This window comes from Metabacillus endolithicus, from assembly GCF_023078335.1.
GTDB lineage: Bacteria > Bacillota > Bacilli > Bacillales > Bacillaceae > Metabacillus > Metabacillus endolithicus.
Genome location: NZ_CP095550.1, coordinates 21,852 through 40,735, shown reverse-complemented (window position 1 = coordinate 40,735; position 18,884 = coordinate 21,852). Strand labels below are relative to the sequence as shown.

Sequence of the window (18,884 nt, the reverse complement as noted above, 5' to 3'; positions counted from 1 at the left end):
TGAATGGTAACGTTAAACATATAGGAGCGAGCTTAATGAGTAACCGCGATTCAATTCAAAATTATTTATATGAGGAAATCATGACGGGAATCAAACAATATATAGAAACTAATCGGCTAAATCAGGGTGACCAAATTCCTACTGAAGCTGAGTTATGTGAAATTTTTCAAGCTAGTAGAATATCGATACGTCGTGCCATAAAAGAATTAGTTGACGAAGGTGTTCTTCAAATTATTCGGGGAAAAGGGACATTTGTGAATACATTTCGTAAAGAAATTCACCTTTTACATTTTCAAGGATACACCGAAGGCTTGACAACAAAAAGTGAATTTATTACAAAAGATATTCTTTCAATGGAGAAAATAAAGGGAACAATCCATATTAATAATAAATTTAATAATCAATTTGATGAGTATATTGAACTAGTAAGAAAAGTCTATCGAAATAACCAAATTTTAAGCTTGGATTATGCCTACTTTCCAACAGAACTTTATCCTGAAATAGAAAACAAAATTACAGCAGAAAGTTCAACTTTTAGGATTATAAATGACGAGTATGGAATAAATTTTAGTAAGGTTTGTAAAGACCTTGAATTTGTCCATCCAACAGATGAGGTACAAAAGCATTTAGAGGTTAATAGAATGACCCCAATCATTTTAGTAGATAAAATCATTTATAATGAAAAATCAATCCCTGTTCATTACTCAAACTACCATTTAATCGCAGATCGGGTGAAGCTACGACTAGAAACAGATTACTAAATGGGTTAAAAATATACGTAGAGGAATTGATTCCATGTATAAAGCAGTTGTGTTTGACTTTGATGGGTTGATTTTTGATACCGAATCTGTTCATACAACGATTTATAAAGAAATGTTTGAGTCACATAACGTAGAATTTCCATTTAATGAATGGATACAAAATATTGGAACAAAATCTACTTTCTCAATATACGATCTTCTAGAAAAAGAAATCAAAGAAATTGATCGAGAGCAGCTTAAAAAAATGAATAAAGAAAAGCTTGAAACAAGGTTGAATGCATTAAAGGTACGACCAGGTGTTGAGGAGATCCTCAAGGAAGCACAAGCCATGAACTTAAAAATTGGTCTTGCTTCAAGCTCTGATTATAAATGGGTTTCAAGCCATTTAGATCGGCTAGGCTTACTACATTATTTCGAATGTATCATGACGTCTGATGATGTTGCTGAAGTGAAACCTCATCCAGAGCTTTACCTGTTAGCAGCTAAACAGCTAGGTGTTGAACCTGAAGTTTGCATTGCATTCGAAGATTCCGCTAATGGATCTCTCGCCGCAAAACGAGCAGGCTTAACCTGTGTGATTGTTCCGAATGACACCACGAAGCATTTAACATTTCCTGAAGTTGATTATCGACTATCTTCGATGGCAGATTGTGCGTTGGTGGAGCTTGTTGGGAAATTAAGTGATCGAAAGTCTAATTAAATAGAGTAAACATGTAAGAATGAATACGATTAATAATCCCCCCTTGTGTCGACAGCGAGCGATAAGGGGGGATTTTTCGAGTATTTTAAACTTAAAGAAGTTGTTGTAAAGGTATGATTCAAATTTTAGAAGAATGAATAGGAGAGGTAATGACTAGAATAGTTTGGGTGCTATAAAGGGATGAACCACGTGTAATAAATATAGATGAATGAAACGAGCATTCTTCTTTTTTACTAGTATGGGGCTCACACGAATGACAAAAGATATTTGTGAGGTCAAGAGGTTTGCGTGAAGAATGGAAAAGCCAGAGCATCATTCAAAGTCCATTTTCCTCAATTTCACGTTTTGATCGTATAAATGCAATAAAATGATAAAGTTCTTCAGGAGATAAGGTTTTTTCATCGATTGTCAGCAGAATGTTAGCCAACTGTGTTTGATCTGTTAATTCCATAGGGAAATTTTCCTTCACTTGTTCTTGGGGAAAGTGTTGATTATCTGTTCTTTCTAACAAATAGTCAACGGATGTTTTAAATAAATCTGCAATCTTTTTGATCGTATCAAGTGATGGCTCTCGATAACCAGACTCGTATCCTGCATATGTACTTTTTGCAATTTCTAGTTGATCGGCTATATATTGCATGGACCACTTTTTACTTTTTCGTAATTCAGCTACTCGATTTAACATTTTTCATATCCTCCAAAATCATTACCTTTATTATAGCATTACTTATAATAAGCTTGCATGTGTAAAGAATAAAATGTACGCGAATCGAATAAAACCCCTTGATATTTTCCTGATAATTCTATAAAATCTAATCAAGAGTTCTCGAAACGCGAATTTCTCTTTTTTAGAACATTTGAATTGGAAGCGAATTCAAATGAAGATTTGTTTAGTTTAATAGTTTTTTTTACATAATCTTAGACATAAAAATTTTTTGTTTGTTTTATGCCTAGAAAACAATGAATCTAGTACTCTTATTTTACTTTGAACTGCTTATATATCTCTTTCTTCAAGAAAAAGGATAGATCATGATTATCTCAAAAATTAATTATATGATAAAATGCAGGAAAAAACGGTCTTTTAGAAGGAGGAGTGTATATGAAAAAAATATTATTGCTAACTACCGGAGGTACGATTGCTTGTGTATTAGGGAAAGAAGGTTTATATCCTGAAATCCCTGCTGAGGAAATTGCCAGTTATTTACCTGAACAACATGTTAGATATGAGGTTGAAAGTAAAAACCTAATGAATATTGATAGTACCAATATGCAGCCAGAATCTTGGGTTAAGGTAGCAGAAGCTGTTCATGAGCATTACGATAGGTATGATGGATTTGTTATCACTCATGGAACAGATACCATGGCATACACGGCAGCAGCCATATCCTATATGCTACAAAATCTTGCGAAGCCAGTTGTGATAACTGGATCTCAAATTCCAATTCATTACAAGCGTACAGATGCTAAGAAAAATATTAGCGATGCTGTTCGGTTTGCGTGTGAAGACATTGGTGGTGTTTTTACTGTTTTTAATGGATTGGTGATTATCGGGACAAGAACAGTCAAATTAAGGACGAAAAGCTATGATGCTTTTGAAAGCATTAATTTCCCTTATATTGCTCGTGTGAATCATTCTGAAGTTACATATCAAAAGAAAATTCCTACAACAAAAGGGAAGAAAATGAAATTTAATTCTTCTATTTGTCCAGATGTTTTTTTGTTAAAACTTCATCCTGGAACTAAGCCTGAACTTTTTGATTATATAAAGAACTTATATAAAGGAGTCGTTATTGAAAGCTTTGGAACTGGGGGAATTCCTTTTCAAGAGAGAAGTCTAGTTGAGAAAATACATGAGCTGATTGAATCAGGTATGACAATGGTGTTTACAACCCAAGTGCTTGAAGAAGGTGAGGACCTGGGGCTTTATCAGGTTGGCCGGAAAGTGTCTGAGAACATGATCATACGTACAAGGGATATGAATACAGAGGCAATTATTCCAAAATTAATGTGGGCACTAGGACAGTCAAATGATACTGAAATAGTGAAGAACATCATGGCAACACCTATTGCTTATGACATTACCCCACCTAAATATGATAAGTTAACTATTCTCTAATAGTAAGAAAAAGTCAAGAGAGGCTAGTTCCTTTGGCTTCAAAGTGTTCTTCCTCTCAAAATGTATTTTTAATATGACTGAAAAATTGGATAACTATGCCCTATTGTTCTCGTTTCGCGTACTTTATCGTTTGGTTTTTGTTAAAACGTTCGCAAAACGAGTCCAATTACAATCTTTTAAATCGCTATGGGAAAAGGATATCTAAAGAGTAGAGAGGTGGCATTATGAAAAAAATTCTTTTAATAACTACAGGGGGTACTATTGCATCAGTCGAAGGTAAAAATGGGCTTACACCAGGAATATCAGATAAAGATATAGTTGGTTATTTACCGGATTATAAAGATGAGATATTACTTCATAGTATGGTTTTGATGAATGTGGATAGTACAAATATGCAACCGGAATACTGGTTAGAAATTGCTCAAACGATTTATAACAAATATAACCAGTATGATGGGTTTGTTATTACCCATGGAACGGACACTTTAGGCTATACTTCAGCAGCACTCTCCTATATATTACAAAACCTAACAAAACCAGTAGTCGTAACAGGATCTATGGTTCCCATAAGCTATTGGGAAACTGATGCAAGGAAAAATATGATGAATGCAATTAGGGTTGCTTGTGAGAGTATTAGTGGGGTTTATGTTGTTTTTGATAACAAGGTGATTAGTGGCACTCGAGCGGTCAAAGTAAAATCAAAAGTAAAAACGCTTTCAGGAGTATTAACTGTCCTTACATGGCTCGTATAGACGGTTCCGAGATAGACTATTTAGGCAATACCCCGGTAAAACTGAACGGTACATTAAAATTGGATTCCTCAATTTGCAGTAATGTCTTTTTACTGAAGCTTTATCCCGGTATAACTCCAGATATTTTCGATTATATTAAACAGTCTTATCGAGGTGTAGTAATAGAAAGTTACGGAAATGGCGGAATTCCATTTGAAAAAAGAAATCTCCTTCCAAAAATAAATGAACTAATAGATGCTGGGGTTGCAGTAGTGATCACAACTCAGTGTCTTGAGGAAGGAACCGACTTACAAAAGTATGAAGTTGGACGAAAGATATCCAAAAAACTCATTATTTCTTCAAGAGATATGAACACAGAAGCTATTGTCCCGAAACTAATGTGGGCATTAGGTAAAACAAGTAATTTGGAGCAAGTGAAAAAATTAATGGAAACGCCTGTAGCAAATGATTTGCAAAATCAGGAAAATAATTACGCAGTTCTATAAATCTAAAACTATTATTCATTTAGTAAATGAAAGTGGGGTATTGATTAGTGATGAGAGAAACAGGTCAAAGGTATAGAATGGAACGTGATTTTCTTGGTGAAAAAGAAATTCCAGAACATGTATATTACGGAATACAAACATTGCGGGCAATCGAGAATTTCCCAATTACCGGATACAGAATACATGAAGAAATGATCAAGGCCCTAGCCATGATAAAAAAAGCAGCCGCATTAGCCAATATGGATACAAAACGTTTATATAGTGGAATTGGTGAAGTAATTGTTAGAGCTTCAGATGAAATTCTTGAAGGAAAATGGCACGAGTATTTCATTATTGACCCGATACAGGGCGGTGCGGGTACTTCTATGAACATGAACACAAATGAAGTCATTGCCAATCGTGCTCTAGAGCTACTCGGCCATCATAAGGGTGAATATAAACACTTAAGTCCAAACTCTCATGTGAATATGTCACAGTCTACAAATGATGTGTTTCCAACAGCTATTCATATTGCCACTCTTAACTTGTTAAAACAGCTCCTTGATACGATGAACGACATGCTCCAGGCTTTTAAAAGCAAAGCGAAACAATTTGACCATGTTATAAAAATGGGACGTACTCACCTCCAAGATGCTGTACCCATTCGCCTTGGTCAAGAATTTGAGGCATATAGTCGCGTACTAGAACGTGATATTAAGAGAATTGAACAAACACGTACGCATTTATATGAGGTTAATATGGGAGCTACAGCTGTAGGGACAGGATTAAATGCAGATCCTAAGTATATTAAACATGTTGTAAGCTACTTAGCAGATATAAGTGGGTTTCCGATCGTTGGCGCGGAACATCTTGTTGATGCAACACAAAATACAGATGCTTATACAGAGGTATCTGCGGCATTAAAGGTTTGTATGATGAACATGTCAAAAATTGCAAACGATCTGCGGTTAATGGCATCCGGACCTCGAGCAGGATTAGGAGAAATTAGTTTACCGGCGCGCCAGCCTGGATCCTCTATTATGCCCGGAAAAGTCAATCCCGTCATGCCAGAGTTAATTAACCAAATTGCCTTTCAGGTGATAGGCAATGACCATACAATTTGTCTGGCTTCTGAAGCTGGTCAGTTAGAGTTAAATGTAATGGAGCCTATCCTTGTATTTAACTTATTACAATCTATCAGTATTATGAGGAATGGTTTTAGAAGCTTTACAGATTACTGTTTAATAGGCATTGAAGCAAATGAAGATAGAATGAGGGAATACGTAGAAAAGAGTGTTGGTATTATAACAGCTGTTAATCCTCACTTAGGGTACGAAGTAGTCTCACGAATTGCTAGAGAAGCTATTTTAAAGGGTAAATCTGTAAGAGAGCTGTGCCTTCAATATGATGTGCTAACAGAGGAAGAGCTTGATTTGATTTTGAATCCTTACGAAATGACAAATCCAGGAATTGCAGGAGTCTCACTTTTTGATCGAGAGTAATGATAAGGTTTCAACACATCTAGCATCATCTTGAAAACGGGTTACGTACGAGAAAATATCTATTTTTAGAAGATACATACTAATTTGTTATTGGAGGAATAGAAGTGAAAAGTGTACGATTACCAACTATTTTAGAAATTGTTTGTACATTAGGGTTGTTTCTTGTTATTGTTTTTTCGTTTACTGCCTTTTTCGATTTACCCATACAGTTAGCTCTGTTTATTTCGTGGTTTCTTGTGATATTACTTGGATTTAAATTAGGATACCGTTATGAAGAGCTGCAAAAAGCCATAACAACCGGAATTTCAAACGGACTTGAGGCAATATTGATACTTGTTGCAGTTGGTGCTCTTATCGGGACTTGGATTGCAGGAGGAGTCGTACCAACGCTTATTTATTATGGATTGGAATTTATTCATCCAAGTATTTTCTTATTAGCAACATTAATTGTCTGCTCAATTACTTCTTTAGCTACAGGTACATCATGGGGAACGGTGGGAACAGCTGGAATCGCGATGATGGCAATTGGAGAAGGATTAGGTATGCCTCTGCCTCTTGTAGCGGGAGCCGTTCTTTCAGGAGCATACTTTGGTGATAAATTATCTCCACTTTCTGACAGTACCGTACTTGCTGCTTCTCTTTCAAAGGTAGAAGTTATTGCACACGTACGTGCCATGCTATATCTAGACATCCCTGCCTATCTTATTACCGCAATTCTTTTTACTGTAGCAGGATTTATATATGGTGGCAATAACACAGATTTAGAAAAAGTAGAATTTTTAAAGCTAGCTTTACTAGATACATTCAATATTCAAATTTGGATGGTAACACCTGCTATATTTGTTATTGTTATGCTAGCTATGAAAAAACCTTCTGTTCCTTCTATTGCTATTGGAGCTCTACTTGGGGCCATCTGGGCAGTAGTGTTCCAAGGCATGAATGTCCCCGATGCTGTTGGTACTGCTTATAACGGTTTTTCTATTAACACAGGAGTTGAGTTTATGGATAAACTTCTGAACCGTGGTGGAATAGAAGGTATGCTTGGTTCAGTTGCTGTGATCATATTCGGTTTAGGGTTTGGTGGTCTTCTTGAGCATTTAGGAGTTCTAAAAGTGATCATTTCCAAGTTTCATAGTTTCTTAACATCAGCTGGAAATGTAACACTATCCACTATAATTGTGGCATTTTTTGCAAATGTATTTGGTTGCGCTATGTATGTTTCATTAATATTAACTCCTAAAATTATGGGAGAAAGCTATGACAACTTACACATCGATCGAAGGGTATTAGCACGAAACACAGAAGTTGGGGGAACATTAACCTCTGGGATGATTCCTTGGACAGACAACGGAATCTTTATGGCTGGTATTCTAGGTGTTTCTACCTTTGCTTATGTTCCATTTATGTGGTTAAGCTTTGTGTCAATTGCCCTAGCTATTATTTATGGATATACAGGGAAATGTATTTGGTACGTCAAACAGAAGCAAGGGGAAGGGCAGATTCAACAAACATTTTAATTCAATGATCATTAATGCTTTTTGTAAAGAGTATTGAGGGATCCCTCAATACTTTTTTCACTCCATAAAGGCAAGGAATCTTTAAATTGTCCCCTTTTTAGAAAGCCTGAAAATGAAAATAGTCAAAGTCATGGTTACCTAGAGATAGCTAAAGATAATGATAAAAATAAATTAAACCGTAAACAGTTTTAAAATAAGTAAAGGGGTTTTTAGATAAATGAAGACATTACAAAAAACACAATCAATCGTTCGTTATCAACGTTATGAAAAAGAGTATTATGGAATTATTGATGGTGACGATATCGTACAATTGTCTAGTGATTTCACACAAATTGTTAACAATGAGATAAACTATGATGGAGTAAGGGTTAAATATAATGAAGTAAAGATTTTGGAACCAGTATCTCCATCGAAAATTGTCAATTTTGGTTGGACATATGCTGGACACGCAAAAGAGACTGGAGGAACGGCCAATCTACGTGAACCGTTTCTGTTTTTAAAACCTACCTCCTCGATCATACCGGATCAGGGTGAAATCATCCTTCCACCCACTACCTTAACCGAACAGGTAGAACTGGAGGGGGAAGTAGCACTAATCATTGGAAAACGGGGCAGAAATATAAAAGAAGAAGAAGCATTAGATTATCTTTTTGGCTGTACGATTTTTAATGATGTGACTGCAAGGGACCTTACTAAATCAGATCCTCAGTTTACAAGAGGCAAAGGTTTCGATACATTTGGTCCTTTGGGTCCATACATTGTGACAGGCATCGACCCAACCAATCTAAGAATTGTTACAACCCTAAATGGAAATGTAGTACAAGATGGCAATACAAATCAAATGACACTTTCAATCCCTTATCTTATCAGTTGGATTTCACAAGTGATGACACTTGAGCCAGGCGATGTTCTAGCTACAGGATCACCTTCAGGGAGCTGCCCAATGAAATCTGGAGATACAGTAGTAGTGGAAGTGGAGAATATAGGTACGCTTTGTAACTATGTGAAGTAAAACTAAATGTTCGAAAAGAAATGAATATGTGAGGGATAAATAAAGGAGGCCTTCTAGGTTATCCTTAATTAGTAAGGGAATTTAAATAAACGGAGTTATTCCGTTTAGATCAAGAATGGAACTCGTTTTGGGTGATATAAGCGGAGTTTTTCCGGTTAAGCAAAGTAAAATGGTCCATTTTCTTCTTTTTCCATAAAATAGGCGGAACCTTTCCGTCTATTTTATCTATTTTTCGTGTTATTTCAATATTAAGAGGAATTTCTCCCCTTATTTTATGTTATTAGCTTATTTCATGGCCATGCTTGATGATTTGGAAATCGGTTAAACGGGAATTGATATTGTTACATATGTCTCTAACCATTTTTTATATGCTGATACTTACAAGTTGCTTTTTAATCCTGGTGTGAATTACTATATGAAAAGCGCACAATACTAGACAAACACATCCATGCCAATTCCAACTATTAATTTAAATGAAAGAAGATGTTATCCCATGACAATAAATAGACCGAGTAAATCGATCAACGACATATCCTTTTCCGTCCTTGATCTTGCATCCATTGTGCAAGGAGGGACGCCTGGCCAATCCTTTCAACATTCGGTAGAGTTAGCACAGTTAACGGAAAAACTAGGCTATAAACGGTACTGGTTAGCGGAGCACCATAATATGCCTGGCATAGCAAGCTCTGCAACATCTATCGTCATCGGCCATGTAGCAGCACATACTTCTACTATTCGGGTAGGTTCCGGCGGAATCATGCTTCCAAACCATTCGCCCCTGGTAATCGCGGAGCAATTTGGAACCCTCGAAGCGATGTTTCCAGGCCGAATTGATTTAGGATTAGGGCGTGCACCGGGAACTGACCAACAAACTGCTCATGCTATTCGTGGGGCAAACTACACCAATGGCGATGATTTTCCGGAACAATTAGAACAACTACAAGCCTATTTTCAAGGTACTGGACCGGTACGAGCAATCCCTGGTGAAGGAGCTAATATCCCTATTTGGTTGTTAGGTTCTAGTGGATTTAGTGCAAGATTATCAGCACAACTCGGGATGCCGTTTGCTTTCGCCAGTCATTTTTCACCTGAAAACACACTGCCAGCCCTAAAATTATATTACGATAACTTCCAACCGTCGGAGGATTATAAAGAGCCTTACGCAATGGTAGCAGTAAACGTCATTGCGGCAGATACGGATGAGGAAGCAGAATTGCTAGCCAGTTCCATCAAACAAAGCTTCCTAAACATGATAAGGAACACACCATCAAAGCTACAACCACCATTAGAGAATTTAGATGAGCTCATGAGCCCATATGAAAAGGCAATTTTAGAAAAACAATTAAGCTCCACAATCATTGGGAGTCCTAACAACGTAAAGGAAAAGCTGCAATCCTTCTTAGATGAGACGAAGGCAGATGAGATAATGGTGAGCACAATGGTTTATGATCACAACGCCCGACTATACTCCCACAAACTTGTGGCTGAAATAATGGGGTAATAGGTAGAGGACACTGAAATGGACGAGGATTACAAACTTAAAAAAATAGCAATCGATATCGAACGCACGTTCCTTTTTTGTAGTATAATAGAATGGCAATAGATAGGTAAACTCAAGGGTGGTCAGCGTTACCCCGTAAGAAAGGGGATGATGCTTATGTTGACAGTATTTCAAACGATAATGCTAATGATAGCATTTGCAAGTTTGGTGTTGTCGATCATATCTTTTAGAGACAAAAAATAACCCACCCTTGAGCGTTGGAGTGCAATAGGGTGAGTCATTTACCTTAGTACGCTGACTCCCTTGAAGGGAACCTGCTATTGTATGACTGTTTGGTGTTAGAGCACCGAACAGTCTTTTTTAGTTTATGATTTCTCTACTATTATTATAACCAAGGTATAAATGTTTGAAAACAAATGAATAGAAAGAATTTCTTTTATTGAGAAAAATGAATAACATAAATAAATTAATACAATCTCTAGCAAATGATGTTGAAGCAATAGAATTAAAACATCAGCATTCTATAAAAGATAAAGAGGTTTATTATTTCGTAGGTCGTTAAATCCTTTAATTACTATGTAGGAATTTTGAAGTTTGAATTCCTACACTATAAGGCTTATTAACTTTCTGAATATTATGTACAATTCTTGTGTGGTGATAATTTTTAAGAGGAGGTAAATAAAAGCTTTATAACCCTATAACGATAATAAACTGCTTTGCAAGCGAAAATGAAAGGAGAAAATATATGAACAAGAAAAAACGTTTTTCCATTCTACTAACAGTAGTTCTTGTCATCATGTCGTTAATTCCTTCTAGTGTTTTTGCAGAAAGTGTAAGCGTTTTAAAAGTAGGTGAATCCGAAAAAGAAGAAAATACAAACAAACCTACAACTAAAGGTGGGGCAAAAGATGAAATTCCACAGCTTGCTCCAGCACAGCCAGGCAATCTGAAGCAGTGTGTGAATCTGCTAGAAACGTTTGAGTTTAATAATACCACTATCACATCGGCAGAGCTTATTGCAGATGGAACACTGTCCAATGCCGGTAAGCCTGTTGGCGAGCATTGTCTCGTCAAGGGAAAAATGAACGAGCGAGTGAGCTCTGTAGATGGTCAGACGTATGCTATCGGTTTTGAAATGCGGCTTCCAGTTGAATGGGCGGGACGGTTCCTCTATCAAGCAAATGGTGGAGCGGATGGCAACGTCGTAACAGCAAATGGAAGTATCGGAGGCGGCCCGCTGGAAAACGGACTGCAAAAGGGCTTTGCTGTCATTAGCTCGGACGCAGGTCACACTTCAGCTCAAAACGTTGGGTTCGGATTTGATCCGCAGGCACGTCTTGACTTCGGTTACCAAGCAGTCGGAACGCTTACACCTATGGCTAAGAGCTTGATTGAAGCTGCGTATGGACGCGAGCCTGACCGCTCATATATTGCCGGAGGCTCAAATGGCGGGCGTCACACCATGGTCGCTGCTTCACGCTATGCAGATCAGTACGATGGTTTTTTAGCCATAGCGCCAGGATTTAACTTGCCCAAGTCCGCGGTAGCCCAGCTGTGGGGAGTTCAACAATGGGCAAAGGTTGCAACAGACATAAACAACTTGGAGACAGCGCTACCTTTGGCCGAGCGTCAAGTTATCGCAGAGGCGATTTTAGACCGTTGTGATGGTCTTGATCGGCTAAACGACGGAATCGTACAGGACACTGAACGTTGCCAGAAAGTCTTTAGCGTTGAGCGAGACGTACCTACTTGTGAGTTGGAGCGGGACGGCACCTGCTTAACGGTAGAACAGAAGCAAGTCGTGAAGGATGTTTTTGCGGGCGCTCGTACTAGCTCAGGAGAACAGATCTACACTTCTTTCCCATTTGATCCGGGACTTGTTCATAATGGGTGGGGGTTATGGAAGTTCAGAATTTCCGTTGCTCTCGATCCAGGAACTGTTAGCCACATTTTCCTATCGCCCCCTGAAGGGTTTAATGGAAAAACGCCACCGGAATATGCTCTTAGCTTTGATGTGGACAATAAATGGCAACTTATCTATGAGTCTAACGATTTGTATACAGAGAGTGCCATGGAATTTATGACGCCGCCTGATCCAACGAATTTGGACACCCTGCGGAATTCAGGAGCTAAAATGATCGTGGCACACGGTTCATCAGACGGTATCTTCTCCTCTGATGACACAAGGCGCTGGTACAAGGAACTCGACGCGAACTACCGGAACAAAGCCGATGAGTTCGTCAGATATTTTGAGGTGCCTGGCATGGGCCATGTCAGTGGCGGTCCTGCAACTGACCAGTTTGATGGCCTAGGCGCTTTAATCGATTGGGTTGAATACGGCAAGGCACCGGACCGTATTATAGCGACAGCGCGAGGTGAGGGAAATCCAGGCGGTGTTAACCCTGAGGTACCTTCCACATGGGCACCGGACCGTTCTCGTCCTTTATGCTCTTATCCATTAGTGGCTCGCTATAAAAAAGGCGACCCGGAAGTGGCAAGCAGTTTCGAGTGCAAACCGAGTTCAGGAGGACCTGGTCTCAACCGATAGTCCTTTCAGTACAGATGATAATATGCTTTATTAGCCCCTACGGGTAGACATGATAAAAAAGAGAGCATGGTATTGTGTTCTTAATAGTCTACCTTTAGGGGATTTTTCAATGGCAAAAAAAGTTAACCCTTTAAGATATCATGTGAGTTTAAATCACATCATCTAAAAATACATAAACCCAGCATTGTCACCTTCAGGAGTGTTATCTGTCTGTTCCTTTACTCAATACAATTTTTCTATCTAAAGTAATGGGGACTATTGTAAAAATAGTAAAAACCAAGTCATTTGTTGTACAGTACAACCTTACTGTTCTAGGAAATGATATTACGAACCAAGTAAAATCCTAATTTATATAAAAACATAGCAAACTTACTTTATTTGACAGACAAACTAAGTGAAATCTATTATAATATAAGAATACTAAGCAAGCAGCATGATCATCAGCACCAATAAATGAAAGCACTTTCTTTTGTTATCTATTTCGAAAGGAAGGATGAACCACCTTATTATTTTATCTTCGACCATGTGAAAACTGTTAAAACTAAAGTCTCTAAATAGTGGGAAGAAGGTAAGTAATGGTTAAAAAAGATATGCTTTATTCTTTTGGATCTATCCATATTTAAAGGAGGAAGTACTTTGACAAATTATAAGGTGTTAACTCAAGAGCAAGTTAATCAGTTCATTGAATTAGGCTGGGTAAAGGTTGAACAAGCATTTCCTAAAGAGGTGGCGTTAGAAGCTCAAAAAATTGTTTGGGAAAATGTTGAAAAACGAGGAGTTACAAAGAATGATCGTTCAACTTGGAAGGAAGAAATGGTTCAATTAAATGAAACCTATGAACATGATGAATTCCAGAAATGTAATACAAAAAGATTAGCAGATGCCATTGAAGATCTTGTCGGGGAGGGGCGATGGGCGGACAGGACAGTATATGGAGAGAGTGATAAGAAGGTTGGCTATGGATGGTGGCCAGTTAATTTTTCTCAAGGTGCTCTCAAACCATGGAATGTACCGACTACAGGATGGCATTGGGATGGTATTCAATTTCACCATTATATTGACAGTCCTGAACAAGGGCTACTTTGCTTAAATTTATTCTCTGAAATAGGAAAACAAGGTGGAGGCACACTTGTGGCAGAAGGTTCACATAAAGTGATAGCAAAATTTCTTTCCCAGCAACATGACGGAATTGAGCTTGAAGAAGGCATCCGTGCTTTGAATAAGCAGCACCCGTGGTTTTCCGAATTAACAGGCTCTAAAAAGGATAACACAACGAATGATGAAGAAAATCGGATCGAGAAATTTATGGAAAATCCGTTTGTTGATGAAGATGGTATCAAGCTTCAGGTGATTGAAACCACCGGAAACCCTGGAGATGTGATTTTATGCCACCCGTTTTTATATCATGCTGCTTCACAGAATCATTCAGGCATTCCTCGTTTCATGTGTAATCGGACTACTCCACTAACTGAAAGAATTAACATAAACCGGGCAGACGGGAATTATTCACCATTGGAGTTGAGTATTAAATCGGTTTTACACAAAGAAGCTACAATATAACAAACTAGTAATAGAGGAACTGCAAGTATTTAGCAGCTCCTACCTGTACTCCAAAGATCTACTTCTGTATTTGCTACATCACACTACAACTAAATCCGGTAAGATAAAACGTCTTAAATCCATGATATTACTGGGTTTAGACGTTTTTTTATTAAAGTAAACAAGTCTAGAAGGATGAAACGCCAAATTCTATCCTAAGTACGTCATTCCGTAAACAGGTCACCGGAAGACATTTTGTCTTCAATTAAATATGATTTTTTTCCATTGCTAAGCAATGAGGGTTCGGAGTATATATCTGTTTAATTCCAATTAATTGATAAAAAAAGTGAGGTTCGGAGTATAAATGTGTTTCATTGCAGTTAAAATGTTAAAAAAGTGAGGTTACACTTATGTTCACTGTTATGATTGCAAAATTACTGCGTTTCCTCCCTAATCAAGCAAAAAAGACACATATGATTCCCTTGCAGCAAGTGAAAATGAAAAAAGACGTGGTGGTTGAAACATCTGTTCATCCTACTAATATATCCTTGTACTATCCTTTGGAAGCCAAACAGAAAAAGTTCCCTGTCTATATCAATTTTCATGGTGGAGCGTTCATCATGAATGAGAAGGAGATGGATGATCCTTATTGCCGTTACCTAGCCAATCAGGCAGAATGTGTTGTTCTTAATGTTGATTATGCGAAAGCACCAGAGTTCCCTTTTCCCAAACCAATTGAACAGGGCTATGAAATTATTCAATGGTTAAAAAGAAGAGCCGAGGATTTGAATATTGATGCGGGAAAATTTATGGTTGGCGGACAGAGTTCTGGGGCAAATATTGCAGCAGCCCTTTGTCTTTATCTGGAAGAGAAAGGAGAACATCAGCCACTGCTCCAAGTACTGTCTTGCCCGATGCTGGATTTTGCCACCCCCCATGCAGATAAACCGGAACCGGATAAATGGCGTGCCAGATATCCTCAAGTAGCACATTTTTTGAACATGTGCTATGTCCCTGACAAAGGACAAGCGGAGCATCCACATGCTTCCCCTGTTCGTGCAGAGATGAGTGGCCGCTTAGCTTCACTCTTATTCTTATAGCGGAGTACGACGCATTCAGACCTGAAGCCGAATATTATTCTGAGAAATTAAAAGCATCTGGAGTAAACGTTCATGAAGAAATATTCAAAGGCTGTACACATGCTTTTACCCATCTAGGCCCAAAAGAAAGAGCGGAAGAGGCTTGGAAACTTGTCGCAGAGAAAATCAGAGCGGCGGCCACATCCTATGAAAATTAAAGCACCTTCTTCGTTATTCCTCCTTTTTAAAATATGTTTTGAAACACATTCAAGTTTTTCGTGAGGGAATCAGGGAAAAGATCATTTAAAGGTTGCAGACTTGGAGCAGGAGAAAATAGGAAAACAAATCCAATCAACGCTTTATCATATTTCATTGATCTGTAAATAGATCTGAAGGAGATCGATATGGAAAAAAAGCAAAGGCAAGCGGATTTTCATTATTGTGAAAGAATAATAAAAAAACATTCCAAAAGCTTTTACTATACTTTTTCACAACTACCTTGTGAAAAAGCAAATGCCGTTTATGCGATCTATGCTTTTTGCAGAACTGCAGATGAGTGTGCAGATGGAAAACATTCATCCCAAAAAAAGATTAAGCTGCTGAGTCAATTAAAGAAAGAACTAGATTTGTTCAATAATCAAGAGGAATTGGACAAACCTCTATGGCGCGCACTTAGACATGTATTTAATACGTATGATATGGATATTCGCCCCTTTTATGACCAGCTGACAGGCCAATCCATGGATTTAACATTTACACCCCCAAACACAATGAATGATTTGGAAAAATACAGTTACTACGTAGCTGGATCTGTTGGTTTAATGCTTTTACCTGTCATCGCTTCGAAATCTTCGGAAGATCTACGTTTAGCGGTAACAAATCTAGGTGTAGCCATGCAAATAACCAATGTACTTCGAGATATTGGTGAAGATTATCATCAGAAAAATCGCATTTATTTGCCCAAAGAAGTACTTACATACTTTCAATATTCACAAAGTGATTTACATAATAGCTTAATTAATGATAATTTCATCAACTTATGGGAAAAACTTGCTGCACGTGCAGAATTATTATATAACAAGTTTTTATTAAGTATAGAGCTGCTGGATCCTGATAGCCAATTACCAGTATGTTTGTCTGCTCATATATACAGAGGCATACTTGACGCTGTACGGAACAATGGCTATCAATGTTTAACAACGAGGAATTATGTTACGAAAGAAAACATGGTCCAAATCAACACTGAAGTGAACAACATCTTTGATTTGCGAGAAGGAGATGCATTAACAGTTGAAAAATAAAACCGTATTAGTTATCGGAGGCGGACTCGGTGAATTCTCGGCTGCGATTTCACTTGCACAGTCTGGATACGAAGTCTCTTTATATGAAAAAAATGATCATATTGGAGGAAAGCTGAACCGACTGGATCAGGATGGTTTCGGTTTTGATTTGGGTCCATCCATCCTTACAATGCCACACATCTTTGAAAAATTGTTTTCAGCAAGTGGAAAATCCATGAAGGACTACGTTCCGATTGAAAAGCTAGATCATCAATGGCGCTCCTTTTTCCCTGATGGAAATATCATAGATTTATATGAAGACTTGAAGGAAATGCAAGCAAAAAATCCATCCCTGAGTGAAAAGGATATGCGTGAATATCAAGATCTGCTTCGCTATTCGAAAAGACTTTATGATATGACGGATAAAACCTATTTTCAGCATGGTGCCGATAAGACGAGAGAAATCATGAAACATACGAGCCTGTTCACTGTTTTAAAGAACTTTGATCTTTTTTCTACCGTTCATGGAGGGATTGATAAACGGATAAGTAATGAACAGTTTCGGGACATGCTTTCTTATTTTATCAAGTATGTTGGTTCGTCTCCTTATGATGCACCGGCTGTTCTAAACATGATGATTTACATGCAGCATGACCAGGGTGTATGGTATGTACCCGGTGGTTTGCATAAACTGGCGAATGGCCTTGTGAAGCTGGCTGAAGAAGTTGGTGTTCAGTTCCACCTTGGCAGAAAGATTGTTAGGCTTGAAAAAAAGAACGGTGAAATCACGGGAGCCGTTTTGGAAGATGGAACAAAGCTAACAGCGAACTATTATGTTTCTAATATGGAAGTCATACCAGTATACGAACGATTGCTAGAGGAAGACAACCATTTTGTGAATAAATTAAAGAAGAAATTCGAGCCAGCCAGCTCAGGCCTCGTGATGCATTTGGGCGTAAAAAAGAGCTATCCGCAGCTGCGCCATCATAATTTCTTTTTCGCAGAAAATATGAAGCAGCAAATGCAATCAATCTTTCATCGTCATGAACTTCCGGATGATCCGGTCATTTATTTGGTTAACGTCAATAAAACAGATCCAGCGCAGGCGCCAGTTGGACATGAAAATATAAAAGTACTGCCACATATTCCTTATATTCGAAATCGTAAACCTTTCACACAGCAGGATTATGAACAATTCGCTGAGCAAGTGCTTATCAAATTGGAGAAAATGGGACTCCACGATTTGCGTGAGAATATCGTTACAAAGGATGTATGGACACCGGAAGATATTAGGCGGATGTATGGCTCTGACAGGGGGGCGATTTATGGAACCGTGTCAGATCGTAAGAAAAATAAAGGATTCAAGCATCCAAAACAGAGTGAACGCTATCACAATTTATATTTTGTCGGTGGAACCGTAAACCCCGGCGGAGGAATGCCGATGGTCACGTTAAGCGGTCAGCTTGTAGGCAAGAAAATTGTTCAAAGAGACTCATCATCTGCCTGACAGGTTTAGTCATTTACTAAAGACTTTTGCATAAAGCTGGATGAAGAAAGCTTCTCTTATTAAACGCAATTGTGCCTTTAAACATAAGGGGGATACCATGGTCGTATCATTTCCCATCCTTTGAATCATTATCATAGATGTATTAGCATGGACAATTTTCCATCTGTCCATTTCTGTTATGTGCAATAAGCTGCCTTTGGCATGGTTTTTGAAAGACACTTTTTGGTTTCGGATTTTCTCTTGGGAAAAATACGGAGAATTGTGGCAACGTTTATTTCGGGTGAAAGCATGGAAAGGTTATCTTATAGATGGCACGATTTTTCTTAAAAAAGGATACAGTAAAAAGAGCTTACACGGCATCGGAGCTGGAGATTTAATTCTCTTTGCTGCGGAAACAAAACGAGCAGAGTTAACACATTGGCTTTCCATTCTGCCTGCTCCTCTGTTCTTTTTTTGGAATCCAGTAGGGGCAGGCTGGATGATGATCCTGTATGCCCTTTGCTTCAACCTTCCTATTATCGTTGTTCAACGCTACAATCGGGGGCGTATTACTGCCATTACTTCAGAGTTTGATAAGAGATGAGCAGAATATTTTTTGAAATGAGG

17 protein-coding genes and 1 pseudogene are annotated in these 18,884 nt (G+C 38.1%); 17 read left to right on the top strand and 1 reads right to left on the bottom strand.

Features of this window, described 5'->3' with window-relative positions:
* The first annotated feature begins 35 nt into the window (after positions 1–35).
* Complete coding sequence (locus tag MVE64_RS00150; protein ID WP_247342513.1) at positions 36–761, top strand: GntR family transcriptional regulator; 726 nt, start codon at positions 36–38, stop codon at positions 759–761.
* Between the two features lie 34 nt (positions 762–795).
* On the top strand, positions 796–1,461 hold the full coding sequence (locus MVE64_RS00145) for an HAD family hydrolase (RefSeq protein WP_247342511.1): 666 nt from the start codon (positions 796–798) through the stop codon (positions 1,459–1,461).
* 316 nt (positions 1,462–1,777) lie between these two features.
* On the opposite strand, the gene MVE64_RS00140 is transcribed toward MVE64_RS00145, so the two are convergent.
* Positions 1,778–2,146 (bottom strand): helix-turn-helix domain-containing protein, encoded by a 369-nt coding sequence (locus tag MVE64_RS00140; protein ID WP_247342509.1) that lies wholly within the window; start codon positions 2,144–2,146, stop codon positions 1,778–1,780.
* A 414-nt stretch (positions 2,147–2,560) separates the two neighbouring features.
* Between MVE64_RS00140 and MVE64_RS00135 the strand changes: the two genes are divergently transcribed.
* From MVE64_RS00135 to MVE64_RS00080, 15 genes and pseudogenes are all read left to right on the top strand, one after another.
* Positions 2,561–3,577 carry an asparaginase gene (locus MVE64_RS00135; protein WP_247342506.1) on the top strand — a complete coding sequence of 339 codons (1,017 nt, stop codon included), beginning with the start codon at positions 2,561–2,563 and terminating at the stop codon, positions 3,575–3,577.
* A 224-nt stretch (positions 3,578–3,801) separates the two neighbouring features.
* A pseudogene (locus MVE64_RS00130) lies at positions 3,802–4,814 on the top strand (asparaginase).
* A 50-nt stretch (positions 4,815–4,864) separates the two neighbouring features.
* Positions 4,865–6,295, top strand: a complete 1,431-nt coding sequence (gene aspA / locus MVE64_RS00125; RefSeq protein WP_247347251.1) for an aspartate ammonia-lyase — start codon at positions 4,865–4,867, stop codon at positions 6,293–6,295.
* Between the two features lie 104 nt (positions 6,296–6,399).
* A complete protein-coding gene (nhaC, locus tag MVE64_RS00120) occupies positions 6,400–7,812 on the top strand; it encodes a Na+/H+ antiporter NhaC (protein WP_247342503.1) in 1,413 nt (470 codons plus the stop codon).
* Between the two features lie 217 nt (positions 7,813–8,029).
* Positions 8,030–8,824 (top strand): fumarylacetoacetate hydrolase family protein, encoded by a 795-nt coding sequence (locus MVE64_RS00115; RefSeq protein WP_247342502.1) that lies wholly within the window; start codon positions 8,030–8,032, stop codon positions 8,822–8,824.
* 493 nt (positions 8,825–9,317) lie between these two features.
* Complete coding sequence (locus MVE64_RS00110; protein WP_247342499.1) at positions 9,318–10,325, top strand: LLM class flavin-dependent oxidoreductase; 1,008 nt, start codon at positions 9,318–9,320, stop codon at positions 10,323–10,325.
* A gap of 147 nt (positions 10,326–10,472) precedes the next feature.
* Positions 10,473–10,568 (top strand): putative holin-like toxin, encoded by a 96-nt coding sequence (locus MVE64_RS28010; protein WP_425593974.1) that lies wholly within the window; start codon positions 10,473–10,475, stop codon positions 10,566–10,568.
* Positions 10,569–10,764: 196 nt separating this feature from the next.
* Complete coding sequence (locus MVE64_RS27245; protein WP_281730432.1) at positions 10,765–10,887, top strand: hypothetical protein; 123 nt, start codon at positions 10,765–10,767, stop codon at positions 10,885–10,887.
* 183 nt (positions 10,888–11,070) lie between these two features.
* On the top strand, positions 11,071–12,873 hold the full coding sequence (locus MVE64_RS00105) for a tannase/feruloyl esterase family alpha/beta hydrolase (RefSeq protein ID WP_247342498.1): 1,803 nt from the start codon (positions 11,071–11,073) through the stop codon (positions 12,871–12,873).
* Between the two features lie 636 nt (positions 12,874–13,509).
* Entirely contained in the window at positions 13,510–14,433 is a 924-nt protein-coding gene (locus MVE64_RS00100) for a phytanoyl-CoA dioxygenase family protein (protein WP_247342495.1), read from the top strand.
* Positions 14,434–14,822: 389 nt separating this feature from the next.
* Positions 14,823–15,512, top strand: a complete 690-nt coding sequence (locus MVE64_RS27240) for an alpha/beta hydrolase fold domain-containing protein (RefSeq protein ID WP_281730431.1) — start codon at positions 14,823–14,825, stop codon at positions 15,510–15,512.
* Positions 15,503–15,709, top strand: coding sequence for an alpha/beta hydrolase (locus MVE64_RS27235; RefSeq protein WP_345740845.1), 207 nt, complete (start codon positions 15,503–15,505; stop codon positions 15,707–15,709). Before MVE64_RS27240 ends, MVE64_RS27235 begins: the two co-directional genes overlap by 10 nt.
* 186 nt (positions 15,710–15,895) lie before the next feature.
* Positions 15,896–16,792, top strand: coding sequence for a phytoene/squalene synthase family protein (locus MVE64_RS00090; RefSeq protein ID WP_247342493.1), 897 nt, complete (start codon positions 15,896–15,898; stop codon positions 16,790–16,792).
* The gene (locus MVE64_RS00085) at positions 16,782–18,278 is read left to right on the top strand and encodes a phytoene desaturase family protein (protein ID WP_247342491.1); all 1,497 of its coding nucleotides are present in this window, start codon (positions 16,782–16,784) and stop codon (positions 18,276–18,278) included. The genes MVE64_RS00090 and MVE64_RS00085 overlap by 11 nt, the downstream gene beginning before the upstream one ends.
* A 178-nt stretch (positions 18,279–18,456) precedes the next feature.
* Entirely contained in the window at positions 18,457–18,861 is a 405-nt protein-coding gene (locus tag MVE64_RS00080) for a glycosyl-4,4'-diaponeurosporenoate acyltransferase CrtO family protein (RefSeq protein ID WP_281730430.1), read from the top strand.
* Positions 18,862–18,884: the final 23 nt, after the last annotated feature.